Source organism: Enterobacter sp. ENT02, assembly GCF_019219165.1.
Lineage (GTDB): Bacteria > Pseudomonadota > Gammaproteobacteria > Enterobacterales > Enterobacteriaceae > Enterobacter > Enterobacter mori.
In genome coordinates, this window is sequence record NZ_JAHUWD010000003.1 from 211,209 (window position 1) to 235,945 (window position 24,737).

32 protein-coding genes, 1 tRNA gene and 2 pseudogenes are annotated in these 24,737 nt (G+C 53.3%); 30 read left to right on the plus strand and 5 right to left on the minus strand.

Annotated features, from left to right (window positions below; translation table 11 throughout):
- Positions 1-2 precede the first annotated feature (2 nt).
- The 3 genes from KW829_RS11955 (at position 3) to KW829_RS11965 (ending at position 1,751) form a co-directional block, all read left to right on the plus strand.
- The gene (locus KW829_RS11955) at positions 3-203 is read left to right on the plus strand and encodes a hypothetical protein (protein ID WP_072207571.1); all 201 of its coding nucleotides are present in this window, start codon (positions 3-5) and stop codon (positions 201-203) included.
- 384 nt (positions 204-587) lie between these two features.
- Positions 588-854 (plus strand): hypothetical protein, encoded by a 267-nt coding sequence (locus KW829_RS11960; RefSeq protein ID WP_218308284.1) that lies wholly within the window; start codon positions 588-590, stop codon positions 852-854.
- A gap of 219 nt (positions 855-1,073) precedes the next feature.
- Entirely contained in the window at positions 1,074-1,751 is a 678-nt protein-coding gene (locus tag KW829_RS11965) for a hypothetical protein (protein WP_218308285.1), read from the plus strand.
- Positions 1,752-1,813: 62 nt separating this feature from the next.
- On the opposite strand, the pseudogene KW829_RS11970 reads toward KW829_RS11965, so the two are convergent.
- Positions 1,814-2,173, minus strand: a pseudogene (locus KW829_RS11970) (SymE family type I addiction module toxin); the annotation flags it as partial.
- Between the two features lie 353 nt (positions 2,174-2,526).
- Here KW829_RS11970 and KW829_RS11975 point away from each other — a divergent pair.
- The gene (locus KW829_RS11975) at positions 2,527-3,210 is read left to right on the plus strand and encodes an outer membrane protein (protein WP_218308286.1); all 684 of its coding nucleotides are present in this window, start codon (positions 2,527-2,529) and stop codon (positions 3,208-3,210) included.
- Between the two features lie 103 nt (positions 3,211-3,313).
- On the opposite strand, the gene KW829_RS11980 is transcribed toward KW829_RS11975, so the two are convergent.
- Complete coding sequence (locus KW829_RS11980) at positions 3,314-3,889, minus strand: phage repressor protein CI (RefSeq protein ID WP_218308287.1); 576 nt, start codon at positions 3,887-3,889, stop codon at positions 3,314-3,316.
- A 227-nt stretch (positions 3,890-4,116) separates the two neighbouring features.
- Here KW829_RS11980 and KW829_RS11985 point away from each other — a divergent pair, with 227 nt between their 5' ends.
- From KW829_RS11985 to KW829_RS12100, 25 genes are all read left to right on the plus strand, one after another.
- Positions 4,117-4,455, plus strand: coding sequence for a DUF5347 domain-containing protein (locus KW829_RS11985; RefSeq protein ID WP_010435814.1), 339 nt, complete (start codon positions 4,117-4,119; stop codon positions 4,453-4,455).
- Positions 4,456-4,523: 68 nt separating this feature from the next.
- The gene (locus KW829_RS11990) at positions 4,524-4,751 is read left to right on the plus strand and encodes a DUF2732 family protein (protein WP_010435811.1); all 228 of its coding nucleotides are present in this window, start codon (positions 4,524-4,526) and stop codon (positions 4,749-4,751) included.
- Positions 4,751-4,972, plus strand: a complete 222-nt coding sequence (locus KW829_RS11995) for a TraR/DksA family transcriptional regulator (protein WP_047347784.1) — start codon at positions 4,751-4,753, stop codon at positions 4,970-4,972. Before KW829_RS11990 ends, KW829_RS11995 begins: the two co-directional genes overlap by 1 nt.
- 1 nt (position 4,973) lies before the next feature.
- Positions 4,974-7,163: a replication endonuclease gene (locus KW829_RS12000; protein ID WP_218308288.1), complete on the plus strand. Its 2,190-nt coding sequence runs from the start codon at positions 4,974-4,976 to the stop codon at positions 7,161-7,163.
- Positions 7,164-7,272: 109 nt separating this feature from the next.
- Positions 7,273-7,713: a DinI-like family protein gene (locus KW829_RS12005; protein ID WP_089601086.1), complete on the plus strand. Its 441-nt coding sequence runs from the start codon at positions 7,273-7,275 to the stop codon at positions 7,711-7,713.
- Positions 7,714-7,891: 178 nt separating this feature from the next.
- Complete coding sequence (locus KW829_RS12010) at positions 7,892-8,095, plus strand: tail protein X (RefSeq protein ID WP_010435799.1); 204 nt, start codon at positions 7,892-7,894, stop codon at positions 8,093-8,095.
- The gene (locus KW829_RS12015) at positions 8,086-8,307 is read left to right on the plus strand and encodes an HP1 family phage holin (RefSeq protein WP_006178624.1); all 222 of its coding nucleotides are present in this window, start codon (positions 8,086-8,088) and stop codon (positions 8,305-8,307) included. The genes KW829_RS12010 and KW829_RS12015 overlap by 10 nt, the downstream gene beginning before the upstream one ends.
- Entirely contained in the window at positions 8,291-8,800 is a 510-nt protein-coding gene (locus KW829_RS12020) for a lysozyme (RefSeq protein ID WP_218308289.1), read from the plus strand. The genes KW829_RS12015 and KW829_RS12020 overlap by 17 nt, the downstream gene beginning before the upstream one ends.
- Positions 8,797-9,222, plus strand: a complete 426-nt coding sequence (lysB, locus tag KW829_RS22930; protein WP_256350581.1) for an Rz-like lysis system protein LysB — start codon at positions 8,797-8,799, stop codon at positions 9,220-9,222. The genes KW829_RS12020 and lysB overlap by 4 nt, the downstream gene beginning before the upstream one ends.
- Positions 9,110-9,355, plus strand: coding sequence for an Rz1-like lysis system protein LysC (lysC, locus tag KW829_RS12025; protein ID WP_256350582.1), 246 nt, complete (start codon positions 9,110-9,112; stop codon positions 9,353-9,355). Before lysB ends, lysC begins: the two co-directional genes overlap by 113 nt.
- Positions 9,318-9,785, plus strand: a complete 468-nt coding sequence (locus KW829_RS12030; protein WP_218308291.1) for a phage tail protein — start codon at positions 9,318-9,320, stop codon at positions 9,783-9,785. Before lysC ends, KW829_RS12030 begins: the two co-directional genes overlap by 38 nt.
- A 121-nt stretch (positions 9,786-9,906) precedes the next feature.
- Positions 9,907-10,548 carry a phage baseplate assembly protein V gene (locus KW829_RS12035; protein WP_218308292.1) on the plus strand — a complete coding sequence of 214 codons (642 nt, stop codon included), beginning with the start codon at positions 9,907-9,909 and terminating at the stop codon, positions 10,546-10,548.
- Positions 10,545-10,895 (plus strand): GPW/gp25 family protein, encoded by a 351-nt coding sequence (locus tag KW829_RS12040; protein ID WP_010435782.1) that lies wholly within the window; start codon positions 10,545-10,547, stop codon positions 10,893-10,895. The genes KW829_RS12035 and KW829_RS12040 overlap by 4 nt, the downstream gene beginning before the upstream one ends.
- A gap of 5 nt (positions 10,896-10,900) precedes the next feature.
- Positions 10,901-11,809, plus strand: a complete 909-nt coding sequence (locus KW829_RS12045; protein ID WP_010435780.1) for a baseplate assembly protein — start codon at positions 10,901-10,903, stop codon at positions 11,807-11,809.
- Positions 11,802-12,332 carry a phage tail protein I gene (locus KW829_RS12050; RefSeq protein ID WP_010435777.1) on the plus strand — a complete coding sequence of 177 codons (531 nt, stop codon included), beginning with the start codon at positions 11,802-11,804 and terminating at the stop codon, positions 12,330-12,332. The genes KW829_RS12045 and KW829_RS12050 overlap by 8 nt, the downstream gene beginning before the upstream one ends.
- Before the next feature lie 11 nt (positions 12,333-12,343).
- On the plus strand, positions 12,344-14,263 hold the full coding sequence (locus KW829_RS12055) for a phage tail protein (RefSeq protein WP_218308293.1): 1,920 nt from the start codon (positions 12,344-12,346) through the stop codon (positions 14,261-14,263).
- On the plus strand, positions 14,263-14,835 hold the full coding sequence (locus KW829_RS12060) for a tail fiber assembly protein (protein ID WP_218308294.1): 573 nt from the start codon (positions 14,263-14,265) through the stop codon (positions 14,833-14,835). Before KW829_RS12055 ends, KW829_RS12060 begins: the two co-directional genes overlap by 1 nt.
- Positions 14,836-15,216: 381 nt before the next feature.
- Positions 15,217-16,410, plus strand: coding sequence for a phage tail sheath protein (locus KW829_RS12065; protein ID WP_218308295.1), 1,194 nt, complete (start codon positions 15,217-15,219; stop codon positions 16,408-16,410).
- An 11-nt stretch (positions 16,411-16,421) separates the two neighbouring features.
- A complete protein-coding gene (locus KW829_RS12070) occupies positions 16,422-16,940 on the plus strand; it encodes a phage major tail tube protein (protein ID WP_014833332.1) in 519 nt (172 codons plus the stop codon).
- A 57-nt stretch (positions 16,941-16,997) separates the two neighbouring features.
- Positions 16,998-17,291, plus strand: coding sequence for a phage tail assembly protein (locus KW829_RS12075; RefSeq protein WP_089601104.1), 294 nt, complete (start codon positions 16,998-17,000; stop codon positions 17,289-17,291).
- Positions 17,288-17,446, plus strand: a complete 159-nt coding sequence (locus tag KW829_RS12080; protein ID WP_309232527.1) for a GpE family phage tail protein — start codon at positions 17,288-17,290, stop codon at positions 17,444-17,446. The genes KW829_RS12075 and KW829_RS12080 overlap by 4 nt, the downstream gene beginning before the upstream one ends.
- Positions 17,436-19,715, plus strand: a complete 2,280-nt coding sequence (locus KW829_RS12085) for a phage tail tape measure protein (RefSeq protein WP_218308296.1) — start codon at positions 17,436-17,438, stop codon at positions 19,713-19,715. The genes KW829_RS12080 and KW829_RS12085 overlap by 11 nt, the downstream gene beginning before the upstream one ends.
- An 11-nt stretch (positions 19,716-19,726) precedes the next feature.
- Positions 19,727-20,191, plus strand: coding sequence for a phage tail protein (locus KW829_RS12090; RefSeq protein ID WP_218308297.1), 465 nt, complete (start codon positions 19,727-19,729; stop codon positions 20,189-20,191).
- On the plus strand, positions 20,188-21,342 hold the full coding sequence (locus KW829_RS12095; protein WP_218308298.1) for a phage late control D family protein: 1,155 nt from the start codon (positions 20,188-20,190) through the stop codon (positions 21,340-21,342). Before KW829_RS12090 ends, KW829_RS12095 begins: the two co-directional genes overlap by 4 nt.
- A 67-nt stretch (positions 21,343-21,409) precedes the next feature.
- Positions 21,410-21,610 carry an ogr/Delta-like zinc finger family protein gene (locus KW829_RS12100; RefSeq protein ID WP_100166454.1) on the plus strand — a complete coding sequence of 67 codons (201 nt, stop codon included), beginning with the start codon at positions 21,410-21,412 and terminating at the stop codon, positions 21,608-21,610.
- A 243-nt stretch (positions 21,611-21,853) separates the two neighbouring features.
- Here KW829_RS12100 and KW829_RS12105 read toward each other — a convergent pair whose 3' ends face one another.
- From KW829_RS12105 to KW829_RS12110, 3 genes and pseudogenes are all read right to left on the minus strand, one after another.
- Positions 21,854-23,671, minus strand: a complete 1,818-nt coding sequence (locus KW829_RS12105; protein ID WP_218308299.1) for a KAP family NTPase — start codon at positions 23,669-23,671, stop codon at positions 21,854-21,856.
- Positions 23,661-23,834, minus strand: a pseudogene (locus KW829_RS22935) (site-specific integrase); the annotation flags it as partial. The gene KW829_RS12105 and the pseudogene KW829_RS22935, both read right to left, overlap by 11 nt.
- 175 nt (positions 23,835-24,009) lie before the next feature.
- Positions 24,010-24,085: transfer RNA gene (locus KW829_RS12110), tRNA-Ile, on the minus strand.
- Positions 24,086-24,209: 124 nt separating this feature from the next.
- Between KW829_RS12110 and mug the strand changes: the two genes are divergently transcribed.
- Positions 24,210-24,716: a G/U mismatch-specific DNA glycosylase gene (mug, locus tag KW829_RS12115; RefSeq protein ID WP_089601111.1), complete on the plus strand. Its 507-nt coding sequence runs from the start codon at positions 24,210-24,212 to the stop codon at positions 24,714-24,716.
- Positions 24,717-24,737 lie beyond the last annotated feature (21 nt).

Sequence of the window (24,737 nt, forward strand, 5' to 3'; positions counted from 1 at the left end):
GAATGGACGTAATATCTGTTGCAGGTAAACAAGCTCAATTAACTATTGGTGAGAATGAGCTATTAATCCTGAATTCAGCTTTGAATGAGATTTGTAATGGTATCTCTGTTCCTGAGTTTGGAACCAGAATAGGGGCTTCTAAAGAAGAAGTCTGTACATTACTTAATGAAATAGGCCGTATTTTAGACAATATGATCGCTTAAAAAGGATCCCGGCCACCGGGCCGGGATCCTTTTATCCGTCAGCCAACCGGCTCGATCACTAGTCTTCCTTGTTCCATGCTGACTGTGGCCGGCGTGTCGGTGCTGAATCACGCCTCTGCCAGAAAGTTGCCGTTCAGGCGCAGGGCCAGAGCGAAAGTTTCAGCATTTTCTTCTCGACGGGCGATAACTTCAGTCTTGCTGCGGGCAAACAGGCGCATATCGGCGGGGCGGATAGGTTTACTAAAACACATTCTAACGGGGAAACGTTGTATTACAACCGAACAACAAATACTTTTGCTGTTAAAACGGCAGATGGAGTTCCTAAGACAATGTTTAAGCCGGACCCTGCTGATTATGGATGTAAATCGAACCTGGACTAGTTTAATGCACAATAATGAATTTTATGTATGTCGAGTATGTGGCGCTGAACAGTTAGATCCTCCTTGGGGGGAAGATAGTCAAATACCAAGTTATGACATATGTGACTGTTGTGGTGTTGAGTTTGGGTATGAAGATATGAATTTGGAGTCGATCAAACGCTACAGACAAAAATGGCTCGACAGTGGTGCTAACTGGTTCAGAAAGAAAAATATACCAGAAAATTGGTCCTTAGGTATGCAGTTACAAAATATTCCTGATCGGTATCGTTGAGTGAATGATCCCGGCCATTGAATCGGGAACGTTCTATCAGGCTTTACTCAGAATTCCAGTTTCTTCGCTTGAACACTGGCAAATTTTCGGCGTTTAACGGTAGTAGATATTGCAGGAAGCAGGGGGGAACGAATTAGGCCTGAACTAAGTACGAAAGAGCGGAAAGCGTAAGCAAGTAGAAGGATATTCTCCTTCGTAATTTTATATCAAGGAAAGAAAATGAAAGTAACAAAATTCACAGCAATTACTTTACTGTTCGTTGTAGCGCTAACGGGCTGTGCCAGCAAGATAAAACCTGAAAAAGTAACCTCTTCAAATGGTAGTTCAATTGAGATTACGGCTGTGTCAGCACTGGCAGAACTTAATGATAATCGTATCGCAGATAATTCACTACGCGTAGTTACCCCGACTCATAACGCTTTAGGAAAAGGGCTAGCCGTTTTGTCTGTGTTAACCGGAAATATAAAACCTAGCAGTTTTGATAAAGAAAATTATAAAGGGGAAATCATCGAGTCGATCAAAAATCCTACTGGTCCTTATCTCGTTCAAGGTGCAAAGAAAACTATCAGCAAGTGGATGGACTCCCAATCCAGCGGGTATGTTTATAAAGAGCAACTCTATATTGGCCATGCTACCTGGGCATTGATCTTTAAAGATGCTACGGCAACTACTCCCGTTTATCAGCTGAAATATAAGGTGCTTTTCTATAAGAAACCTGAGGGTGGAAATATGTTTTCCGCTTATACTGTAGCTGAATGTTCCCCAGTTCCTGTGGAAGCGAATCTGTCAGAATGGGAAAGTGAGAATTATAAGAAGGTGGTTGTTGAAACCCAGAAGTATATGGATGCCTGTATCCTTGAGTTAAATAATCAACTCCCGCGCTTGCTTAAAAAGTAGCATCTATATTAAGTTATCCAATCCCGGTTTTAACACCGGGATTTTATTTTTTTAAACGCCATTTACCCTCGTTTTATCACCGGCACATCATCCAAATCATTCAGCGCTCCCGGAAATGTCTTCAGCCACTGCGCCACTTTCTTTTTATTGATATTCACCACACTCATCCCTTCCAGACATCCCCATAATTCGCGTGTATGTTGTGGCGTAATGACAATACAATCCTTCATCACCCGGATTTTGACAGGCATGCCGTTGATAAAACCTGTATTTGAGAGCCACTTGCCGCTAAGGGGAAGGTATTGACAGCCCACCCGTGAATAAAGCTCGCAACATGCAGAACTGTCTTACTGCGTTTCCGCTCGAGGATGAACAGGGGCAGTATCAGTCCGGTTAGCGTGCAAACGGTGGATATTGTTTTTCGTATCAGATCGCGGAGAAAATAAAATTCAGTTGGTGATAAAAAGTTAATTATGGAAATATCGAGGCAGCTTCAGGAAATTTAATCGTCTACCGTTGCCTTACTCGATACCAATGACAGCTATTTCATACTGTCTATCCTTACGGCGCTCCCTAATCACCGGTAACTGATTGAAATAGAAAAAATAGAGTAAAAATCGAGACAAATCCCTACGTAAAATTACCAGGTAAAACGCGTATTCATCCTAATAGTTTGCCCTTTCGGGACTGCCTATGATTCGTCTCACTGAGTGTGTTTTCCTGGCATCGGCGAACGAGGGTTCGACGAGCGGAATAATTTTTCAACGGAGTGTAGATGAAGATGAAAGCTATTGTAGTCGCCCTGCCGATCGCGATAATCCCTATGACCGTTCTGGCGGCAAATACCGAGGAAGGGTATTACGGTTCGGCAAAATACCTGCAGATCGAGCAGCGAGCGAAAGAGATGGATACCAGCGCTCGCCCGGGTGTCGGGCAGTTCGTCGGCGGTAAAGAGAAAGAGCACTTTGGCGGCGCGGCGATTGCCGCAGGTTATCAGTTCGGTAACGGCTGGCGTACCGAAGGTGAATATACCTTTAAGCAGAAGACGGAATACACCAGCGGCTCCAGCACATTCGCTAATAGCTATAACCACCTGCAGACCGAAACCGAGCGTCTGATGCTCAACGTATATCGCGATTATGAGCTGGGTTACGGTGTTTCCGTGTACGGTACCGCAGGGGTGGGTGTGAGTAAGATCAAAGCGGGCGGCTGGCAGGGTAATGCAGGTCGTGAATATGCGTCTACCACCCAAAGCAATTTGACCTACGCGTTAGGTGCAGGAGTCAGCTATATGCCGGTTGAACGTCTGTATGTTGATTTGGGCTACCGTTATATCGATATGGGTAAGATCGAAAGCGGATATAACAACTTTACCAACGCGCGTGGCTTAAAAGACGAACAAATGAAAGCACACATCGTCTCTAATGAATTTACCCTTGGCATGCGTTATGTCTTTTAACTTGTTGTAAGCGTCACTGCCTTAAAAACAGGGCCAACGCCGCAGGAATGCGGGGGTTGGCTTTTTTTATTGCGAACATGCGGTTTTGATTACCCGCACGCCATCAGCTCACCTCGCTGTAAATCCCCACCACGCGACCCACCGTTTTGATCTCGTCGATACCGCATTCAAAGGGAACCTTGCCCCCCGCCACGTGGAGCTTTTTACCCGGCAGCAGCGTTAAGTCGCGGATGCTGGTGGTACCTTCAATCTCAACCAGCCACAGACCGTCGGTTAACGACGCCTCTTTCTCGATAAAGTGCAGCTTGCCCTCCGCCCGGACGGCGATGCCACGCGCCAGCGGTTTGCTAAAGACAGCAGAATCGATACTCAAAATAGTATTTTCTTCCAGTCTTCCATCACTAAGGGTGAACGCGGAAACCGAAACGGGATCACCCGTCGCGGGGTTACCTTCAAACTGCGCACCTTGTCCGGTCATTAGCCAGCGAAGGCTGGCGCCGGTGTCCAGCGCGCACTGAACCGCAAAGTCATAAGAGATGGTACCGCGCGCATAGCGGTTCTGAAGCGAGCTGGCGGCGATATTAAAGTGACGGGCCAGCTGGATTTTCTGCGTGAAACCATATACCTGACAGATTCTATCGAGTAACTCTTCATTATTCACTTGAGAATCCAATATCAAAATATATTCCTTTGGGTGTTTACTAATACTCATTTGGGTATTAGTATCATTACAAATTCGGGCAATCAGCGGCAGGCGTTGGCAAACAGAGGCTAATGATTGCAGACAGTATCAAAATGGGAATCATGCAGCATGGCTTCTGAAATCGCAATCCTCAAACGGCGGAAAAAGCCGTGCTGTGCCCGTTATCAGCGCATTAGCGTGCGTGAATTTACGCGAGGGGTGATATGGCGATAGAAGCTGCCCGTGCGAGGGTTCCACTTAGCGTGGGGGCTCGTCTTAGCGGGCTTAACCACGTCGCTGAACTGCGCGCCCGATACGGGAGCGATAGCGGAAAAGAGCTGGCGCGGTTTATGGCCGAGCTGCGCGATAAGCGCGATCCCTGTTTTGAGGAGAACTGCAGGGCGCTGGCCGCCATCTTTTTCCTGGCGAGATTGCCCGTCGCCCGCCACGAGTGCGATATCAGCGAGCTGACGACTGAGGAGAAACGGGCGCTGATTACCGCCATGAACCATTTTCGTGCTGTTGTGAGTTTATTTCCTGAACGGCTGACCATGCCGATGTAACCCAACCCAAAAACGAATGGCGTAAACCCGCGGGGCATTCTATTGCCTGAAATTAAGGAGAACGCGTGATGCGAAACAGTGAAAACCGCTCTTATCCACTCGGAAGTGAAGAACTGAAACGCCTGCTGAAGGAGGCAAAAACAGAGGAGCGATGCGCGCGAGCCCGCGCGGTCTCCCTGCGCCTGGAGGCGCTGGCAAGCCATATCTTTAAAACCGGCATGAGCGGAGAAGACGTTGCCGAACTGCTGTGCCTCGAAGCGGCCCGCTACGAGCGCGAATCACAGGAGCTGCACTGATGGCCGATTTTATCGATCTTGCGCAGGCGCGCGAGCAGGAAGACAGAGAGCGGCACATTAATCACGCCCGCAGACGGCCCGCATCACCTTCGCGTTTCCTCTGCGAGGACTGCGAGGCCCCGATACCCGAAGCGCGCCGCATGGCGGTGCCCGGCGTGGCGCTGTGCGTCACCTGCCAGGAGATCGCGGAGATGAAAAATAAACACGTCCGGGGAGGATGAGTTGGCTACGTCATTTGAGTATCCATGGAACGCTCCGCGGTCGGCCGTTGTCAGCCCCTACCTTACCCATGCCCAACTGCAGCGCCGCGATCGCCTTTTCGCGGCGCTGCAGCAGGCAAGAATTGCCCTCTCACAGCAGCCTGACTGCGTGCGCGTTGACGTCTGGCGCACGGTCGACGCTCTCGAACAGCGTCGGGGCAGCCCGCAGGCCAATGCCTTTTTGATCCGCTTCTGCAACAGGATACTGCCCCGCCTGCGGCAGGTTTCTGAACGCTATGCCTGCGCGGGCCTGCACGACGCGGTCTCCCGGGCCGTATTTGAAGGCCATTTCGACACCCGACTTCTGCAATACCTTGCCTCGCGGATGGTCGAGCTGGTTGCCCGCTATAACCGACTTCCCGATATGTCCCGCGCGGATATCGACCTGCTGGCCGCCGATATCGCCAGCTTTATTCGCGGCGAGCTGGCGAATATTAACGATGCTGACATGGGTGAATACCAGACGCTGTACGTCTGGTATCAGCGCGCCGGACTGATCGCACGGCAGTTTAACGTATCGCCCCCGCACTGGGAGCGGGTGTCGACGACGTTTTTCAACAAAGATGATGTTGCCGCGGCGGTGATCCGCCTGTTTTCCGAGGCGTGGTGGCGCGGGCGATTGCGTCGGATCGCGGCCGCCTGGCGCGAGCATGTGCAGATTGCCCTCGGCAACGTCAGCAAAAAGAGAACGGCGTATGCGAGCAAGCGCTGCGTGACGGAATGGCGCGAGCAGAAGCGCCGCACCCGCGAATTTCTCAAGGGCATGGAGCTGGAAGATGAAGAGGGCAATCGCATCAGCCTGATTGATAAATACGACAGCTCGGTAGCCAATCCGGCGATACGTCGCTGTGAACTGATGACCCGCATTCGCGGCTTCGAAAACATCTGCCAGGCGCTGGGCTATGTGGGCGAGTTCTATACGTTAACCGCGCCTGCGCGGTATCACGCGACCGTGAGCGCAGGCTACCCCAACGCGAAGTGGGACGGGGCGAGCCCGGCGGATACGCAGCGCTACTTCACGCGGCTGTGGGCGCGCATTCGCGCAAAGCTGCACCGGGAGGGGCGGCGCATTTTTGGTATCCGCGTTGCGGAACCCCATCACGACGGTACGCCCCACTGGCACATGTTGATGTTTATGCTGCCGGAAGATGTCGAATGTGTACGCCAGATTATAGGGGACTACGCGCGGGAGGAGGATGCCGCTGAGCTGCAGAGCGAAAGCGCCGCACGGGTGCGCTTTCACGCGGACGCCATCGATCCGCAAAAAGGCAGTGCCACCGGCTATATCGCCAAATACATCTCAAAGAACATCGACGGCTATGCGCTGGATGGCGAAACCGATAATGAAAGCGGCGGGCTGCTAAAGGAGACGGCGTGCGCCGTGTCGGCCTGGGCAGGGCGCTGGCACATTCGCCAGTTTCAGTTCATCGGCGGCGCGCCGGTAACGGTCTACCGCGAGCTGCGTCGACTGACGGACACCGAGGCCGCGCGCGGTCTGAGCGTGGAGTTTGCAGCCGTCCATGACGCGGCGGACGCCGGGGACTGGGCGGGTTACGTCACCGCACAGGGCGGGCCGTTTGTGCGTCGCGATGATTTGCAGGTGCGCACGCTGTATGAACCGCGCGCCGAATTTAACCAGTACGGCGAGGAGACCGTTCGCATCCGCGGCGTGTACGATTCCGCCGTCGGTGCGGGCAGCCCGGTGTTGACCCGGCTCACGCAGTGGAAAATTGTGCCGAAGCGGGCCGTGGACCTTCAGGTTGCGCCTGCACCTCCTCGGAGTTCTGTCATTAACTGTACGGTGAGCGATCCCTCTCAACCCCTTAACCGGCGTGCGCGACGGGCATTAACCGAGCGCATCAAACGCATCCGGCCCGGCGCATCGGCACCCTTTGTCTATGAGCGGGATCCGCAGAACGGGGTTCCGGAGAGGGTGATTGACGAGATCCGGCTCGCCACCGGAATCGCCATCAGCCGGGGAGAGGCCCTGCATCTTATGGCGGGCGGCGTCAGCCGCTTTAACGACAAATGGTGCAGAGGCGCCGCTGACGGTTCGCTCTTTCCGGCAGCGCGTTCTTATCAGGAAAAGGCGCGGAAAATCCTTGAACGTATTGGGCATTTAACGGGCCTGCTCACCCAACGGGAACGCTAATCTCCATCGATATCATGTACATACCGCAAGGCATTCTGATTTTTCGCTTCACTCTTTTTATGAATACGTGCTACTGTATGTTTATACAGTATCTCGTGGTGGAGGTTGTGTGGACAGAGAGTTGAATGAGCAAGTCATGATTGAACGAGTCGAGATGATTGCGCGACTGACGACAGAAGGAACCTGTCAGGAGAGAGATCGTGAGATTGCCCTGAATTTAATTGCTGAGATTGCGAGAGGGAATTTAATCAAAAACAATGCGTTTACCGTTGTTTTCTCGGCATCGCCTGTTCCAGAACGAATCAAAAAAGAAAGCAATGTGCGGGTGAATATCACGCTGGATAAAGATCAGCACGTTGGCCCGTCCATCGTGGCGGCATTCCAGTGCGAACTCACCCGCAGGATTAGGCCCCTGTTCCCGTCAACGCGGGTGACGGTGAAAGAAGGCTCCATGACCGGCGTTGAGCTGCTGGGCGTTGACGGCGAGGCCGAACGCGAAGCGCTGGACACCATTCTCCGCGAAGTCTGGGAAGACGAGAGCTGGCGCTAGCCTCAGCCTCTTATACCGGCACGACGCGCTTCATTCAGATTTTGTGCTCGCCAGGCGGCCGCTCGCGGCTCGCGGACGGCCTGTTGTGTCCGCGATTGTCCATCCGCCAGCGCTAGCGGAAAGGGCGCTGGCTCTGGAAACTCTACCGTACCTGGTAATCCGGATGTTGGAGCGTCTGATGAAGATCTATGCAATGCAGGGCGATACGCTTGATGCCATCTGTGCCCGTTATTACGGGCGCACGGCAGGCGTCGTCGAAACCGTTCTGAAAGCCAATCCTGGCCTCGCTGAGTACGGCGTTGTTCTGCCTCATGGCTGCGAAATAGACATGCCTGAGGTGGATAGCGCACCCAGAAAAGAAACCGTGAACCTATGGGACTGAGTCTGGAGAAAATCACCACGTTTATTGCCTACTGGCTGGCCGTGGCGTTGGCCTGGTTTGGGGCGATGTCTCCTGAGAAAGTCGCGCTCTACGTGGGAAGTCTCTGCGCCATTTTTACCGCGCTGACGAATTACTGGTTTAAGCGAAAAACCTGGCGCTATCTCAAATCGTTAGGCCTCGATAAGAAGAGCATTCGTGAACTCAATCATTAAGCGTTGCAGCATCGCCAGCGTGCTTACGCTGGCGGTGCTCATGCCGGACTTTCGGCTACTGAAAACCTCGCCCGAAGGGCTGGTGCTGATCGCCGATCTCGAAGGGTGTCGTCTGTCGCCCTACCGGTGTAGCGCGGGCGTATGGACGTCAGGCATTGGCCACACGGCCGGTGTCGTGCCGACGAGAGACATTACCGAACGTGACGCGGCGGCGAACCTGATTGCCGACGTCATGAAGGTTGAGAAACGGCTTGCCGCCTGCGCACCGGTGGAGATGCCGCCCCGTGTCTATGATGCGCTGGTCAGTTTTGCCTTTAACGTGGGAACCGGCGCCGCCTGCCGTTCGACGCTGGTGTCGTTGATAAATCGCAAGGAGTGGCCGCAGGCGTGCGGTGAGCTGACCCGCTGGGTGTACGTCAACGGGAACAAAAACGCTGGGCTTGAAAACCGTCGCGCCCGTGAAAAGGCCTGGTGTCTGAAGGAGGGCCGATGAGAACGCTTCTTCTGATGCTGGCCGCGCTGGTGGCCATGACCCTGTGGTATCGACATGACAATCAGAACCTGTCCCGCTCCCTGACCAAAACCAACCAGATCGTCCGCGAACAAAAAAGCGCGATCAACACGCTGAACCAACAGCTTAACGTCTCGCAGCGGCTGGCCAGAGAAAATGAAAACGCGCAGGTCAGGCTCCGCGATGAGCTTGCCGCTGCCGGAGAAACGTTGGCCAGACGCGAAGTGGCCATTGGGAAGTTGATAAATGAAAATGAAGAGTTACGCCGCTGGTATACCGCTCAGCTGCCTGATGCTGTCCGCAGGCTGCACGTCCGCGCCGCCTGCGCCTCCGCCGCACATTGTTTACCACGCTTGCCCGAAGGTGAGCCTCTGCCCGATGCCGGCAAGCGAGCCCACCACTAACGGCGATCTGAGTGCCGATATTCGCAGGCTTGAGCATGCCCTTACTGCCTGCGCGTTGCAGGTTGAAACCATTAAAGACTGTCAGGATACACGCGATGCACAAACTCAAGAGCCTGCGTCAGGCCTTAATTGACGCTGTTCCACAACTGCGCGCAAACCCGGAGCGCCTGGCGATGTCCGTCGGGAGCGGGAATATCGATGCACGCCTGGCGTCCTCGCTCTCGTTTGAAAAGAAATATGAGCTGAAGGCGAAAGTCAGCGGTTTTTCCGGCGACAGCGAGGGCATTTTTGTTCCGGTGCTGGCCTGGCTTCGGGAAAACCAGCCGGACATGTTTACCCTCGAACAGGGGCAAAAAAATGGCTTTCTCTTTCAGGTCGCCTTAAATGACGATGAAACGGCAGAGATCGGCTTTAGCCTGCAGCTGACCGAGCGCATTCTGGTTGCCCAGGAGGAGGGGACCTTGCTCGCCACCTATTCCCCGGAGCCGCCGCTGCCGAAACCCGTCACGCGCCCGATTGAGCTGTACATCAACGGTGAGCTGGTGAGCCGCTGGGAGGTGTGACTGCGCTGATGGCCAGCCCGCAGCCCTGTTGGCTGGCCAGTCGGCAATACTGCTTGTTGTTTCATCCCGCATCAAACCCCGTCTCGTTGCTGCCGATCGCCCTGCACGGCATTCTCTTCTTATGAATACATTAACCTCCATACACGGCATCGCTCGCGCGATCCGCAATCTTATTCGTGTCGGTGTTGTGACCGATGTTGACCTCAAAAGAGGGCTCTGTCGCGTCCAGTCCGGTGGGATGAACACCACCTGGCTGAACTGGATGACCTGCCGCGCTGGCCGTTCGCGCGTGTGGTGGGCACCGTCCGAGGGCGAACAGGTACTGCTGCTGGCCATCGGCGGAGAGCTGGATACCGCCTTTGTGTTGCCGGGCATTTTCTCTGACGAGCATCCGGCACCGTCGACGTCACCCGATGCGCTTTACGTTAGCTTTCCCGACGGGGCGGTTATCGAGTACGAGCCCGGGAGCGGGGCGCTGACGGCAACCGGCATCAAAACGGCAGCCATCACCGCATCGGAATCACTGAGCGCGACCGTACCGGTGGTGCTCGTGAAATCCGCGACCCGCATCACGCTTGATACACCCGAAGTAGTGTGTACCAACAAGTTAATTACCGCCTCGCTTGAGGTGCAAAAGGGCGGGGTGATGGCCGGAAATATCCAACACTCCGGCGGTCAATTCACCTCCAATGGGGTACAGGTGGACAACCATGCCCACGGCAGTGTGCAAAGCGGCGGAAGCTGGACTAAGGGGACACAATGACGGTGCGCTACACGGGAATGAACAGTCAAACCGGGCTCAGCATTTCAGAAGCTGAACATATCAGGCAAAGCGTGCGCGACATTCTGGTTACGCCCGTTGGCTCGCGGGTCATGCGTCGTGAGTACGGCTCCTTGCTGGCGGCGATGATCGACCGGCCCCAGAGTCCGGCGCTGCGCCTGCAAATTATGGCCGCCTGTTACTCCGCGATCCAGAAGTGGGAACCGCGGATGACCCTGACGGCAATCGCGTTCGAACGCTCGGAGAATGACGGGACGTTGTATGTCGATATCACCGGCACGCGACCAACGTCCGATCGCTCCTTTTCTATCACCATTTCACTGAGTTAAACCCTATGGCTATTGTTGATCTGAGCCAGCTCGCCGCGCCTGATGTCGTGGAGGAGGTGGATTATGAGACGCTGCTGGCAGAACGTAAGGCCACCTTTGTCTCGCTCTATCCTGAGGCGGAGCAAGAGGCGATCGCACGCACGCTGACGCTGGAGTCAGAGCCGATTGTGAAGCTCCTGCAGGAAAACGCGTATCGGGAAGTTATCTGGCGTCAGCGCGTAAATGAGGCCGCGCGAGCGGTCATGCTGGCCTACGCCGCGGGCAGCGATCTCGACCAGATTGGGGCAAACGCTAATCTTCAGCGTCTGGTGATTACGCCCGCCGACGACACCACGTTCCCGCCCACGCCAGCGGTCATGGAATCCGATACCGACTTTCGTCTGCGGATCCAGCAGGCGCCGGAAGGGCTAAGCGTGGCCGGTTCGACGGGCGCTTATCAGTTCCATGGCCGCAGCGCGGATGGGCGGGTGGCGGACATTTCCGTGATTAGCCCCCAGCCTGCGAACGTCACGGTTTCCGTGCTCTCCCGGGAGAATAACGGCGTGGCGTCCGAAGCGCTGCTCACCGCCGTTCGCAATGCGCTGAACGATGAGGATGTCAGGCCTGTCGCCGACCGCGTGACCGTCCAGTCAGCCAACATTGTCGACTACAGCATTGTGGCCTCGCTGTTCTTATTCCCTGGCCCTGAAAGTGAACCCGTGCTCAACGCGGCCAGAGCCCGGCTGCAGGCCTATATCACGGCACAGCACCGGCTGGGGCGCGATATCCGCAAGTCTGCTATTTACGCCGCACTTCATGTGGAAGGGGTGCAGCGCGTGGAGCTGACGGCGCCGGCAGCCGATATCGTGCTCGATGAGACGCAGGCCTCATGGTGCAGCCAGTACAGCGTGACCGTAGGGGGGAACGATGAGTGATACCCGTCTTCTGCCGGTTGGTTCGTCGCCTCTTGAGGTGGCGGCCGCGCGCGCCTGCGCGGAGATCGAAAAAACGCCGGTGCCGCTGCGCCATCTCTGGAGCGCAGATACCTGCCCGGCAAACTTGCTGCCGTGGCTGGCCTGGGCGTTCTCGGTCGACCGCTGGGATGAGAACTGGCCGGAGGCCACCAAGCGTGACGTGATCCGCGCGGCGTGGTTTATCCATGCCCACAAGGGAACGATAGGCGCCGTGCGTCGCGTAGTGGAGCCGCTGGGTTATCTGATTAACGTCACCGAGTGGTGGCAAACCAACGATCCGCCCGGCACCTTCCGCCTTGATATCGGCGTGTTAGACACGGGCATCACCGAGGAAATGTATTACGAGATGGAGAGGCTTATTGCTGATGCAAAGCCTGCCAGCCGTCACCTTATCGGCCTGAATATCATCCAGGACATCCCGGGTTATCTCTATACCGGCGCCCTGAGCTATGACGGCGACATCATCACGGTTTACCCCGGATAAGCGAGAGCACAATGACAGTGAAATATAAAACGGTTATCACCAAAGCCGGTGCGGAAAAACTGGCTGCAGCAACCGTCCCGAACGGGAAGAAAGTGAACTTTACAGCGATGGCGGTCGGCGACGGTGGCGGAGCGTTACCGGTGCCTGATGCCAGCCAGACAAAGCTGGTGAAGGAAGTCTGGCGCCACGCGCTGAATAAAATCAGCCAGGACAAGAAGAACAAAAACTACGTTGTGGCAGAGCTGCTGATCCCGCCTGAGGTTGGCGGTTTCTGGATGCGCGAGATGGGGCTGTATGACGATGCCGGAACGCTGATTGCCGTCGGGAACATGGCTGAAAGCTATAAACCCACGCTGGTGGAGGGCTCGGGGCGCGCGCAGACGTTGCGCATGGTCATCATGGTCAGCGATATCGCGTCCGTTGAGCTGACGATTGACACCTCAACGGTAATGGCGACGCAGGATTACGTTGACGGGAAGCTCGCGGAGCACGAGCAGTCGCGCCGCCATCCGGACGCGACCCTTGTTGCGAAGGGCTTTACACAGCTCAGCAGCGCCATTGATAGCGCCTCCGAAGTGCTCGCTGCAACGCCGAAAGCGGTGAAGGCGGCGTACGACCTGGCGAAAGGGAAATACGCGGCTCAGGACGCCACCACGGCGCAAAAGGGGATTGTCCAGCTTAGCAGCGCGACTGACAGTGTGTCTGAGGTGCAGGCGGCGACGCCGAAGGCGGTGAAGACGGCGTACGATCTGGCAAACGCCAAGTACACCGCGGTGGATGCCACTACGGCGCGCAAGGGGCTCGTTCAGCTCAGCAGCGCGATCGATAGTGCGTCTGAAACTCTCGCAGCGACGTTGAAAGCAGTTAAGGCTGCCAATGACAACGCTAATGGGCGCGTGCCGACCGAGCGTAAGGTAAACGGTCGGGCATTGACGAATGATATCGATGTAACCTCTCAGGATATTTTTAACAGTCAAGCTATCGGACTTTCGACAGAGGATTTGGATACGCTGAAAACGCCGGGAATTTATTATCAGCCAGCGAACGCCAATACCTCTGCCGCAAGGCACTATCCAGAAAATAACGCCGGGACGCTGCTTATCTATAAAAATGCTGGTGTCACGCAGGTTTTCCGCGTTTACAACAGTTCCCGTAGTTATACACGTAGCCAGTATTCTACGGGGGCATGGACTGTCTGGACGCCAGATGATGCGTTTCCTGTTGGCGCGCCAATTGCGTGGCCGTCGGACGTAGCGCCAGTCGGGTATGCCATTATGGCGGGACAAACCTTCGATAAATCGGCTTATCCCCTTCTGGCTTCGGCCTATCCGTCAGGTGTAATCCCGGATATGCGCGGATGGACGATTAAGGGGAAACCCGCAAGCGGTCGCGCAGTGCTGTCACAGGAGCAGGACGGAATAAAGTCGCACACTCACGGGGCATCTGCTTCATCAACCGATCTTGGGACGAAAAATACCAGCGCATTTGATTACGGGACGAAAACGACCAGTGCCTTTGATTATGGAACAAAGACATCAAACAGCACCGGTGCGCATACACACAGCATTTCCGGTACGGCCGAATCCGCAGGCGACCACAGCCACGCTCAGCGAGCATGGCGTGATGGCGGCGGCGGGAATGGCGTTTATATTGATCGAAATGTCTACAACAAAGCTGGCTATGCTGATACGTCCTCTTATACCGTCAATGCAGGAGCGCATACTCACAGTGTAAGCGGAACAGCGGCTAGCGCTGGCGCGCATGCGCATACGGTCACCGTAGGTGCCCACACGCATTCGGTGGCTGTAGGGTCGCACACTCACTCAGTTGTAATAGGGGCACACACCCACACCATCACCATTGCCAATGCCGGTAACGCAGAGAACACCATTAAAAATATTGCTTATAACTACATTGTGAGGCTTGCATAATGGCTTTTAAATTTTCAGGTAAAGACCGCACTATCCGAATTTATAACCTCTGCGTAGACACCAGAGAGTTTATTGGCGCGGGTGATGTCTACATACCAGCTAATACAGGTCTTCCGGCGGACTGCACCAATGTTGCGCCACCCAACACGCCAGAAGGAAAAGTCGCCGTATTTAACGGAACGAAGTGGGAGCTAATCGAGGACTTTAGAAATCAAACGCTCTACAGCAAAGAAACGGGCGAGCGCGTGTACATCACCAGGCTCGGGGCTTTGCCTGCAGATGTAACGACAATAGCCCCTGACGGAAACTATATGCGCTGGGATGGCGAAGGTTGGGAGAAAGACATGGAAGCAGAACGCACCGCAGCGGTGTCATTTGCCGAAAGTGAAAAAAAACGGCTGATGCAGGAAGCTACGCTTACCATTGAAACATTACAGGATGCAATAGTTTTAGGGGCGGCGACCGAGAACGAGGTCAGCATGTTGGCGGCGTGGAAAAAGTACCGTGTTTGCCTTAGCCGAGTTTCACCCAATGTCGCACCGAAGATTGAATGGCCTGTACTACCGATGTGACAGACTACTGAAAAGATAAAAAACCGCCTATAGAGGGCTTAATCGTAAGGATATTCTTCATGGCCCTCTTCTCTTCCATCACCGATAAATAACCTTAGCCAGCAAAGGCCGAATGGATACCATGCAGTCACTTCCCCAGTGATGCACAATCAAAGAAACATTGTTACTGCCTCGTTAATGGCGCAACGATAACTACAATAGCGCTACATGTTAGCAGCGTTCAATTTAACCAAATTGGACGCTCAAACCGATCAATTTCCCCTGTTAATAAACTCAACCGCTAACTGTGCGTTGTGCTGTTTTCTCTCCAACGTCATTACGTTTCATACCTCCTCCGCTCAAGAGAAAATAGCCTCACCACTAAACCACGGAGTTAAACAGATGGGCGACTATCACCACGGCGTGGAAGTCATCGAAATCAACGATGGCACGCGCACCATTTCCACCGTCTCGACGGCAATCATCGGTATGGTCTGTACGGCCAGCGATGCTGACGAACAGACATTCCCGCTTAACGAGCCTGTGCTCATTACCAATGTGCAATCCGCCATTGCGAAAGCCGGTAAACAGGGGACGCTGTCCGCTTCCCTTCAGGCTATCGCCGACCAGTGCAAGCCGGTCGTTGTGGTTGTCCGCGTTGCTGAAGGTATCGACGACCCGGAAAACCCTGAAGCCGCACAGAAAGAGACTATCTCTAACATCATCGGTACCACCGACGAAAACGGTAAATACACCGGCCTGAAGGCGCTTCTGACCGCAAAAACCGTCACCGGTGTTAAGCCGCGTATTCTCGGCGTTCCGGGGCTGGATTCGCTGGAAGTGGCCACCGCGCTGGCCGCGACGTGCCAGAGCCTGCGTGCGTTTGGCTATGTCAGCGCATGGGGCTGTAAAACCATTCCTGAGGCGATCGCCTACCGCAAAAACTTTAGCCAGCGTGAGCTGATGGTCATCCATCCGGACTTCCTGGCGTGGGATACCGCGACGAACGCCACTAAAATGGCCTGGGCAACCGCGCGCGCGCTTGGCCTGCGCGCCAAAATCGACCAGACCACCGGCTGGCATAAAACCCTGTCAAACGTGGGCGTCAACGGCGTCACCGGCGTGAGCGCTTCCGTATCCTGGGATCTGCAGGAACAGGCCACCGATGCCAACCTGCTTAACCAGGCTGGCGTGACGACGCTGATTCGCAATGACGGTTTCAAATTCTGGGGCAACCGCACCTGCTCTGACGACCCGTTATTCCTGTTTGAAAACTACACCCGTACCGCGCAGGTACTGGCCGACACCATGGCGGAAGCGCACGCATGGGCAATGGATAAGCCCATTACCCCAACGCTGATTCGCGACATCATTTCCGGCATTAACGCCAAATTCCGCGAACTGAAAACCAACGGCTACATCGTTGACGGCTCCTGCTGGTATGACCCGGAATCCAATGACGTGTCGACCCTGAAAGCGGGGAAACTGTATATCGATTACGACTACACCCCTGTTCCGCCGCTGGAGAATCTGACCCTGCGCCAGCGCATCACCGATACCTATCTGGCCGATCTGTCAGATTCGGTTAACAGCTAAGGAGCTGAAGCATGGCGTTACCACGCAAACTTAAATATCTGAATATGTTCAACGACGGCCTGAGCTACATGGGCGTGGTTGAGTCCGTCACCTTACCGAAGCTGACCCGCAAGCTGGAGAAGTATCGCGGCGGCGGTATGCCGGGCTCGGTCTCCGTCGACCTCGGCCTGGACGATGATGCCCTGGCGCTGGAGTGGACCATCGGCGGTCTCCCTGACGTCGCGCTGTGGGCGCAGTATGCCTCTCCGGGCGCGGACAGCGTGCCGCTGCGTTTTACAGGCTCTTTCCAGCGTGACGACACCGGTGAAATCTCAGCGGTCGAGATTGTGATGCGCGGCCGTCACAAAGAGTTTGACGGTGGTGAGAACAAGCAGGGTGAAAGCGGCACCACTAAGATGTCGACCGAGTGTGCTTATTACCAGCTCACCATTGATGGCAAAGAGGTCATCGAGATTGACATCATCAACATGGTGCTGAAAGTCGACGGTGTCGATCGTCTGGCGGAACATCGTAAGGCCATCGGCCTGTAACTTCTTAACCGGCCAGAATTGCTGGCCGGTTACTCCCCTTTTTTTGAGAGTAACGAGATGGAAAATATCAACGAAAGCGAAAATCCTCACACCGTCATGCTTGATAGCCCCGTTCTGCGCGGTGAACAAAAAATCGAAAAAGTGACCGTCGTCAAACCCAATGCCGGCACCCTGCGTGGCGTCTCGCTGGCGTCGCTGGCGCAATCCGATGTGGATGCCCTGATTAAGGTACTGCCACGGATGACCTCTCCCGCATTAACCGAGCATGAGATTGCGCGTCTGGATGCCTCCGACCTTCTCTCTTTTGCCGGTAAGGTGGTCGGTTTTTTGTCACCGACTTCGGCTCGCTGAAATTTCCTGAAAACCTGTCGGTCGACGACCTGATGGCGGATATCGCGGTGATCTTTCACTGGCCGCTGTCAGAACTGTACTCCCTGAGCGTGACCGAACTCCTTATATGGCGCGAAAAGGCGCTGCAGCGAAGCGGAAACCACCATGAGCAATAATGTCAGACTTCAGGAGCTGCTGAGTGCCGTTGACCGGGCCACCCGACCGCTCAAGGCTATCCAACATGCCGGCCTCTCTCTCGAGGGCGAGATCCTTGATTCGCAGGCGGCGCTGCGCGCGCTCGATGAGCAGGCGGGGCGTATTGACGGCTTCAGGAAAGCAAACGCCCGGCTCGCCATGACGGAACAGTCGCTTGACCAGGCCGGACAGCAGGCCGCGGCCCTGGCGGTGCAATTTAAGAACACGCAAAACCCCACCCAGGCGCAGGCAGATGCGCTGTCCGCTGCCCGAAAATCAGCAGCCGACCTTAAGCTCGAGTACAACAACCTGCGCTACGCGGTACAACGCCAGCGCACTGAACTCGCTCAGGCGGGAATAAATACGCGCACGCTCTCGTCGGACGAGCGTCGTTTACGCACCCACATCAGCGAAAAAACGCAGCAGCTTAATCGACAGCGTGATGCGCTGGCCCGCGTCAATCAGCAGCAGGAGCGGCTTAATACCGTTCAGACTCGCTACGAGTCAGGCAAACGCGTGGCCTCGCGGGTGCATCAGTTGGCTAATGCGGGCGTGGGTATGGCAAAGGCAGGTTTTGACCAGACGTCCCGGTTTATGGCCCCTGGCATCAGTTTTGAGAAGCAGATGTCATCCATTCAGGCGAACCTTGGTCTGGCGAAGGGCGACGCCCGGCTTGAGGCCATCCGACAGCAGGCGCGGGAGGTCAGCGCCAGCACCGGCGTCCCTGTCGATACGATCGCGCTGGCGCAGCGCGAGCTGGCCCAATCCGGTTTTGACGCTGATGGGTTGCTTGCGGCCACCGCGCCAGCGGTCAACCTTAGCCTGGCGGGGAATGTCGACGCGGCAAGAGCGGCCGATATGATCGCCAGTACGCAGGCCGCGTATGGTCTGGCCGATCAGGATGCGGGGCGCATCGCAGACGTTCTGACGCGCGGTTTTACCTCTTCGAAAACCAGCCTCGCTGAGATGCAGGACGCCGTCACCTCCGCTGCGCCCGCTGCGGAGGCTTCCGGTCTGGGGCTTGAAGAGACCACCGCGCTGCTCGGCGTCCTGGCGGAAAAAGGGATGAAAGGTGCCGCCGCCGGGGACGCACTCAGCGCGATGCTGCGCCATGTTCAGACTCCGGATGCGATAAAAGCCGCAGGGGTGCTGGCTTCCGCGGCGGGTGATGGATCGCTTAATGAAAAACGTCAGCAGTTGCAGGGGGCGAAGGGCAGTGCCGCGCTCGCGGCTTCCGTACAGACCGATAATCTTGACGGCGATATCAACCGGTTCCAGGCCGCGTGGAGCGGGTTAAAGATAGATGTATTTGATAACGCGGACGGTACCCTGCGCACCCTGATCGCCACCGCAACCGGGTGGCTCGGTACGCTCTCTCTCTGGGCGAACGCTAACCCTGAGCTGACGCAAGTTCTGGTCGGCGTCGTTATCGGCGCGCAGGCGTTTGCAGGCGTACTGGGCGGGTTAGGCATGGTCGTCGCGCCGGTTTTGTCTGGCCTGAATATGATCATCACTGCGGCAGGAATGTTGGGTATGGGATTCAGCGTGGTGGGGGGCACCATCATGACGGTGCTGGGAGCCCTTAGCTGGCCGGTTATTGCCCTTGGCGCGGCGATTGCCGCCGGTGCCTTGCTGATCTTTAAATACTGGGAGCCCATCAGCGCCTTCTTTGGCGGCGTGATTGAGGGGCTTTCTGCGGCCTTCGCGCCGCTGGGCGAGCTGTTCTCCCCGCTGTTAAAGGCGTTTGATTTCATCGCAGAAAAACTGAGCGGGATCTGGCAATGGTTCACCGAGCTGATTGCGCCGATCAAGGCGACGCAGGAAACGCTCGACAGCTGCAAAAATGTTGGCGTGGCGTTCGGTCAGGCGCTGGGAAATGCGCTAATGGCTCCGCTTGATCTCTTTAACAGCCTGAGCGGCAAGGCCAGCTGGCTGCTGGAGAAACTCGGCGTCATAAAAAAAGAGTCGGGCAATATCGACCCGGTCGTGCCGAAAGAGGGTACCTCCTCTGCTGACGCTGGCAGTGCATGGGACCCGGCGTCACCGGTTTACGGCGGCTTCATGGGATACCAGCCAACGGCTGCCGCGGGAGGGCGTTCATACGTCGATCAGAGCAAAAGCGAATACAACATTACGCTGCAGGGAAGCGTGGCCTCCGGAACGGATCTGACTCGTCAAATCCAGGAGGCAATAGAGAACAGTGAACGTGAGAAAGCAAGAAAGCAGCAAACCAGCTTTACGTACGGTTGAGGAGAGAGAAAATGTTAATGGTGCTGGGTCTGTTTGTCTTTGAACGACGAACCTTACCGTATCAGACAATGCAGTTTACAAAGGGCTATCGTTGGGCATCCAACGATCGCATCGGGAAGCCTAAAGCCTGGCAGTATCTTGGCGAAGGTGAGACCTCCTTCAGCCTGTCCGGATTACTTTACCCGGAGCTCACGGGAGGGCGGCTTTCTCTTAAGTCGCTTGAGCTGATGGCAAATGAAGGGCGGGCATGGCCGCTGATAGACGGCACCGGCATCATTCACGGCATGTTTATCATTGAGAAAGTCACGCATACGCATTCGGATTTTTACAGTGATGGCACTGCGCGAAAAATTAATTTTACGCTGGAGCTGAAACGCGTGGACGAATCGCTAATGGCGATGTTTGGCGACCTGAGAACGCAGGCTGAAGAGCTGGTGACGAGCGCACGCAATAGCATTGGAGGGCTGGTGGGATGATCACCGAAATGAATATCCGGGCGGGTGGGAAAATCGCCCCTGATTTTATGCTCAAGCTTGACGATCGTGATATCACGCAAAACGTCAGTCCTCGTCTTATCAGCTTATCCATGACCGACAAACGCGGGCTGGAAGCCGATCAGCTGGATATTCAACTCGATGATTCCGACGGACTGCTAGATTTGCCTGCCCGGGGGGCTACGCTCTCGTTATGGCTGGGATGGGAGGGCGCCCCACTCCTACAAAAAGGGAACTTCACGATCGATACGATTGAATTTCAGGGCGCACCGGACAAGCTGACCATTCGGGGATGCAGCGCGGATTTCCGCGGGAAGCTAAACGTGCGGCGCGAGCAGTCGTGGCATGACACGACGATCGGCGCGATCGTTAATACTATCGCACAGCGTAACCAGTTGACCGCTAGCGTCGCGGCGGGACTTTCGTCTATCACCATTTCGCATATCGATCAGTCTCAGGAGACAGACGCGGCGTTTCTCACCCGCCTGGCCGAACGCAACGGCGCATTTGTTTCAATCAAAGCCGGCAAGGTTATTTTTATGAAGGCGGGCCAGGCCGTGACGGCCAGCGGCAAAACGATTCCCTTAATGGTGATTGAACGTGGGGATGGCGACCGGCATCTTTTTTCCGTCGCCGATCGTGAAAACTATTCTGGCGTGACGGCCAAATGGCTGCAAACGCGCGATCCTAAAAAACAAAATCCTCAATTGAGGATTAATCGATTGCCTGAGGGGCAGGTGCCAGAGGCATTAATGCACCCGGATGCCGCCGCGCCGACAGCGGGAGCAGTAGACAAGGCGCAGAAGCCGCAGGAGATGCTGGTGGGATCGGCGGAGAACGTGTTTGAGCTCACTACGGTCTACGCCTCTGAAGAGCAGGCGCTCAGAGCTGCAGAGGCAAAGTGGCGTGTGCTCCAGCGGGGGACCGTGAAATTTTCCATCCAGCTGGCGCTGGGGCGAGCCGATCTGTTTCCCGAAACGCCGGTGCTTGTAAACGGTTTTAAACGCGTCATTGACGAGCAGGCGTGGATCATCAGCGAGGTGGTTCATACCCTCAGCGAAAGCGGATTTACCACCAGGCTTAACCTCGAGTTGAACGCCACCGACGAAAAATTTTCTGTCGACAGTGAGTAATTGATTTGCCTTTACGTTGTTTTTGAGTATTATTAATTCACAAAATGTGAATTAAACGGAGGGGTACATGTTTCATTGTCCTAAGTGCAAGCATTCCGCGCATGCGCGTACCAGTCGCTATTTAAGTGAAAACACCAAAGAGCGCTATCACCAGTGCACCAATGTTGACTGCAGCTGTACGTTCGTGACGATGGAGTCCGTGGAGCGTCTGATCGCAACCCCTGGAGACGCTGGGAATGCGCGAACGGCTTCGCTGGCTCACGGTTAGCGGCTTCGCTTCCGGCCGTTGAAAAAAACCAATAAAAAAGCCACTCGTTAGAGTGGCTTAATAATTTGATTCTACAATTAAAATTTGGTGGCCCCTGCTGGACTTGAACCAGCGACCAAGCGATTATGAGAACCATTACAGCCTAAGCAAAAACAATTACTTAATTTAAAATCAATAAGTTAAAGACCCAATATCCACCAATATTAGCCAATAATCTGAAGTTTGCGCGACACTTTTGCGACACTATAGATACTGCATTGCACGTGCAGGGATGAGTCTCTCTATCCTGAGGCGTTCAAATCCTTCTAACTTCATCGCTTCGATTTTTAGTGTGACAATTACTGAGCGCAACCATTCTTTTTCACTAGCCAAAATATTTTTGGCAATGCCATTAGTATATCTATTTATTAGAATGTTTCTAATTCTGTCCCAGTCATTATAGGGTTTGCACAGCCATGTAAGTACGAAATCTTCAGGAGGTATGGTAGATAATATGTCAATTCTGGAATATTTTCCTAAAGTCGAACCTTCACCGATTAAAAGTAATTTGAACTCATTTAAATTATCATTTAAAGCCTGCATTATCTCCCTTGAAAATTCAGGGTAGTTATTAATTAATGCTTCCTTACGCTTTATTTTGATGTATTTTCTAATTTCATTAATATGTTGACTGTAAACTTCATATAACCAAAATCCGTGGCCGTGTGCACTCGACTCTAAAAAGCTATCAAATATACTTTCATTTGGATTATCAAATGGTAATTTATTGTTGTTAACAAGGTCATCTATGTATTTTTTGCAATCATTAAGAGTTTCCTCTAAGGACTTATCAATTACATTGATATATGACATTAAAAACATCAAGTGAAACATATGAAGCATAGTCCCGGTTTCAGTCACCTCTCTATTTTCAAATTGTTTAAGCATCTCGACTTTAGAATTGTTAACAACTTCATCATCCAAATAATCGAAACTTTGGATTTTCAGCCAAGCTGGCACTTCGATATTTGCTTTTTCTTGAAAATATCTTGATTGTTTGATTTTGTCTCTTATTTTACTTTTTGGATATATGCCTTCAACAAGCATCAAATAAATAAGCTCATCATTGAGGATTCCACCCGAAAAAATCTCTTGAGAATAACTTGAAAATAATCTTTTCAATCTTTTCTCTTTCGGGTCTGCTTCTTCATTTTCTTCATCGCCAGCTTCTAAACTTGGTAGTGAGTAGCTGTGATTATGGAATTCATTTTGTAAGCTCATAAGTTCAACAGAAAGGATATTACCTAGTCTGTACTCAATATTCAATGTTGAAAATGTATTAAATAATTCCTGCATAGCCTCATCGTTTTTGATTTTAATATATGTAAGGCAAGAGGTTAATCTTTCACAGTCCTTAATAACATGTCGAAGTATTCGCAGTGATTGGCACTGTGATTTTTTAAATGCAGAAACTATGAATGATTTGATATTGTTATGATGTTTTAATCTGACGGTTTCGGAAAAGAAACTATCGGCAGCAGAATCCACTTGAGGTTTTATTTTGATTGTATGACCAATTATTTTTTCTTTTGTAGTTATGAATTCTGATTCTACTTCTGAGTCGTGAGCAATTACAAGTACGCGACATTTATGATGTTCGGTGTATTTGTTTATAGCGCCAAGAATATCTTTTAATTTTACTGAGCATCTTTCAAGATCATCAAAAACTATGATTTTTGTATTATCTACTTTCTCCTTTATAAAGGCATCGGCAAGGCTACTAATAATATTTCCTGCTCCAAACGTTATATCATTCCATTCTGCGGTGGAATCTTTAACAGCTGTAGCAGATTTTTTTAAAAAATTTCTTGTTGGATACATTTCTGCGAAGACATTAGCGTATATCTCACTTGTGGAACTCAAGCCAAATAAACTGACATAGCATACTTTTTCTTTAGGCAATGAATTCATCACTTGATAAGTTTTACCTATTCCCCAATCCCCTGTTATGAGAACGGCGTAACTTGGTTCAGCTTGTTCAATGTAATAGTCAAGATACCTTTTTAAGCTTTCATCGATCATCTTCAGCATCCTTTTTAATAGATTTTGATAATGGATTGAACTTTAGAGCTTCAATTAAGTGAGATGGTGCAAAATGCGAGTATCGCATTGTCATTTTGATATCAGTATGTCCTAGTATTCTTTGCAGTACTAATATGTTTCCACCGTTCATCATGAAATAACTTGGTTTCATGAACGGTAACAGTTTACATCAGGCAACATACGGAAGGGAGATGCAAAACGCGTGAACTACCACAGCAAAGTGAGTCTCATGCGACACTTTTGCGACATTCATACTATTAGTGAAAAAAAAGCCACTCAGTAGAGTGGCTTAATTCTTTGATTTTAAAGCTAAAATTTGGTGGCCCCTGCTGGACTTGAACCAGCGACCAAGCGATTATGAGTCGCCTGCTCTAACCACTGAGCTAAGGGGCCGTGGCGGTGAATTATAAAGTAACTCCCCGCAGCAATCCAGCCATTCACTCCTGCCTGCTGTTTTTATAAACAATGCATAATCAATCCTTTATACTTCCATAACGATGTATCAGTGGGAGTAAAGATGATTAACGACATTCTGGCCCCTGGCCTGCGGGTAGTATTTTGCGGTATCAACCCGGGTAAATCCTCGGCGCACACCGGTTTTCACTTCGCTCATCCGGGAAATCGCTTCTGGAAGGTGATCTATCAGGCAGGTTTTACCGACAGGCTACTCAAGCCAGAAGAGGAGCAACACCTGCTGGATACGCGCTGTGGGATCACCATGCTGGTCGAGCGTCCTACGGTGCAGGCAACCGAGGTCAATCTGCATGAACTACGCAGCGGCGGGCGGGAACTGGTCAAGAAAATAGAGGATTATCAGCCCGCTGCGCTGGCTATCCTCGGCAAGCAGGCTTATGAGCAGGCATTCAGCCAGCGCGGGGCGCAGTGGGGTAAACAGAGCATTCGCATCGGCGTTACGCAGGTGTGGGTACTGCCAAACCCAAGCGGGTTAAACAGGGCAACGCTGGATAAGCTGGTTGAAGCCTATCGCGAACTGGATGAGGCGCTGATGGTGCGCGGGCTGTAGCTGCCGGAGCCAGAGGCTCCG

What these genes read in the sequence shown, in the direction of transcription:
- KW829_RS12105 (WP_218308299.1), bottom strand. Translation starts at nt 23,671, where the DNA reads ATGATCGATGAAAGCTTAAAAAGGTATCTTGACTATTACATTGAACAA.
- KW829_RS11960 (WP_218308284.1), top strand. Translation starts at nt 588, where the DNA reads ATGCACAATAATGAATTTTATGTATGTCGAGTATGTGGCGCTGAACAG.
- KW829_RS12055 (WP_218308293.1), top strand. Translation starts at nt 12,344, where the DNA reads ATGACAGTGAAATATAAAACGGTTATCACCAAAGCCGGTGCGGAAAAA.
- KW829_RS11985 (WP_010435814.1), top strand. Translation starts at nt 4,117, where the DNA reads ATGGCGATAGAAGCTGCCCGTGCGAGGGTTCCACTTAGCGTGGGGGCT.
- KW829_RS12050 (WP_010435777.1), top strand. Translation starts at nt 11,802, where the DNA reads ATGAGTGATACCCGTCTTCTGCCGGTTGGTTCGTCGCCTCTTGAGGTG.
- KW829_RS11995 (WP_047347784.1), top strand. Translation starts at nt 4,751, where the DNA reads ATGGCCGATTTTATCGATCTTGCGCAGGCGCGCGAGCAGGAAGACAGA.
- lysC (WP_256350582.1), top strand. Translation starts at nt 9,110, where the DNA reads ATGCTGTCCGCAGGCTGCACGTCCGCGCCGCCTGCGCCTCCGCCGCAC.
- KW829_RS12040 (WP_010435782.1), top strand. Translation starts at nt 10,545, where the DNA reads ATGACGGTGCGCTACACGGGAATGAACAGTCAAACCGGGCTCAGCATT.
- KW829_RS12085 (WP_218308296.1), top strand. Translation starts at nt 17,436, where the DNA reads ATGAGCAATAATGTCAGACTTCAGGAGCTGCTGAGTGCCGTTGACCGG.
- KW829_RS11955 (WP_072207571.1), top strand. Translation starts at nt 3, where the DNA reads ATGGACGTAATATCTGTTGCAGGTAAACAAGCTCAATTAACTATTGGT.
- lysB (WP_256350581.1), top strand. Translation starts at nt 8,797, where the DNA reads ATGAGAACGCTTCTTCTGATGCTGGCCGCGCTGGTGGCCATGACCCTG.
- KW829_RS12035 (WP_218308292.1), top strand. Translation starts at nt 9,907, where the DNA reads ATGAATACATTAACCTCCATACACGGCATCGCTCGCGCGATCCGCAAT.
- KW829_RS12060 (WP_218308294.1), top strand. Translation starts at nt 14,263, where the DNA reads ATGGCTTTTAAATTTTCAGGTAAAGACCGCACTATCCGAATTTATAAC.
- KW829_RS12015 (WP_006178624.1), top strand. Translation starts at nt 8,086, where the DNA reads ATGGGACTGAGTCTGGAGAAAATCACCACGTTTATTGCCTACTGGCTG.
- mug (WP_089601111.1), top strand. Translation starts at nt 24,210, where the DNA reads ATGATTAACGACATTCTGGCCCCTGGCCTGCGGGTAGTATTTTGCGGT.
- KW829_RS12070 (WP_014833332.1), top strand. Translation starts at nt 16,422, where the DNA reads ATGGCGTTACCACGCAAACTTAAATATCTGAATATGTTCAACGACGGC.
- KW829_RS12075 (WP_089601104.1), top strand. Translation starts at nt 16,998, where the DNA reads ATGGAAAATATCAACGAAAGCGAAAATCCTCACACCGTCATGCTTGAT.
- KW829_RS11975 (WP_218308286.1), top strand. Translation starts at nt 2,527, where the DNA reads ATGAAGATGAAAGCTATTGTAGTCGCCCTGCCGATCGCGATAATCCCT.
- KW829_RS11990 (WP_010435811.1), top strand. Translation starts at nt 4,524, where the DNA reads ATGCGAAACAGTGAAAACCGCTCTTATCCACTCGGAAGTGAAGAACTG.
- KW829_RS12030 (WP_218308291.1), top strand. Translation starts at nt 9,318, where the DNA reads ATGCACAAACTCAAGAGCCTGCGTCAGGCCTTAATTGACGCTGTTCCA.
- KW829_RS12065 (WP_218308295.1), top strand. Translation starts at nt 15,217, where the DNA reads ATGGGCGACTATCACCACGGCGTGGAAGTCATCGAAATCAACGATGGC.
- KW829_RS11965 (WP_218308285.1), top strand. Translation starts at nt 1,074, where the DNA reads ATGAAAGTAACAAAATTCACAGCAATTACTTTACTGTTCGTTGTAGCG.
- KW829_RS12100 (WP_100166454.1), top strand. Translation starts at nt 21,410, where the DNA reads ATGTTTCATTGTCCTAAGTGCAAGCATTCCGCGCATGCGCGTACCAGT.
- KW829_RS12045 (WP_010435780.1), top strand. Translation starts at nt 10,901, where the DNA reads ATGGCTATTGTTGATCTGAGCCAGCTCGCCGCGCCTGATGTCGTGGAG.
- KW829_RS12095 (WP_218308298.1), top strand. Translation starts at nt 20,188, where the DNA reads ATGATCACCGAAATGAATATCCGGGCGGGTGGGAAAATCGCCCCTGAT.
- KW829_RS12090 (WP_218308297.1), top strand. Translation starts at nt 19,727, where the DNA reads ATGTTAATGGTGCTGGGTCTGTTTGTCTTTGAACGACGAACCTTACCG.
- KW829_RS12010 (WP_010435799.1), top strand. Translation starts at nt 7,892, where the DNA reads ATGAAGATCTATGCAATGCAGGGCGATACGCTTGATGCCATCTGTGCC.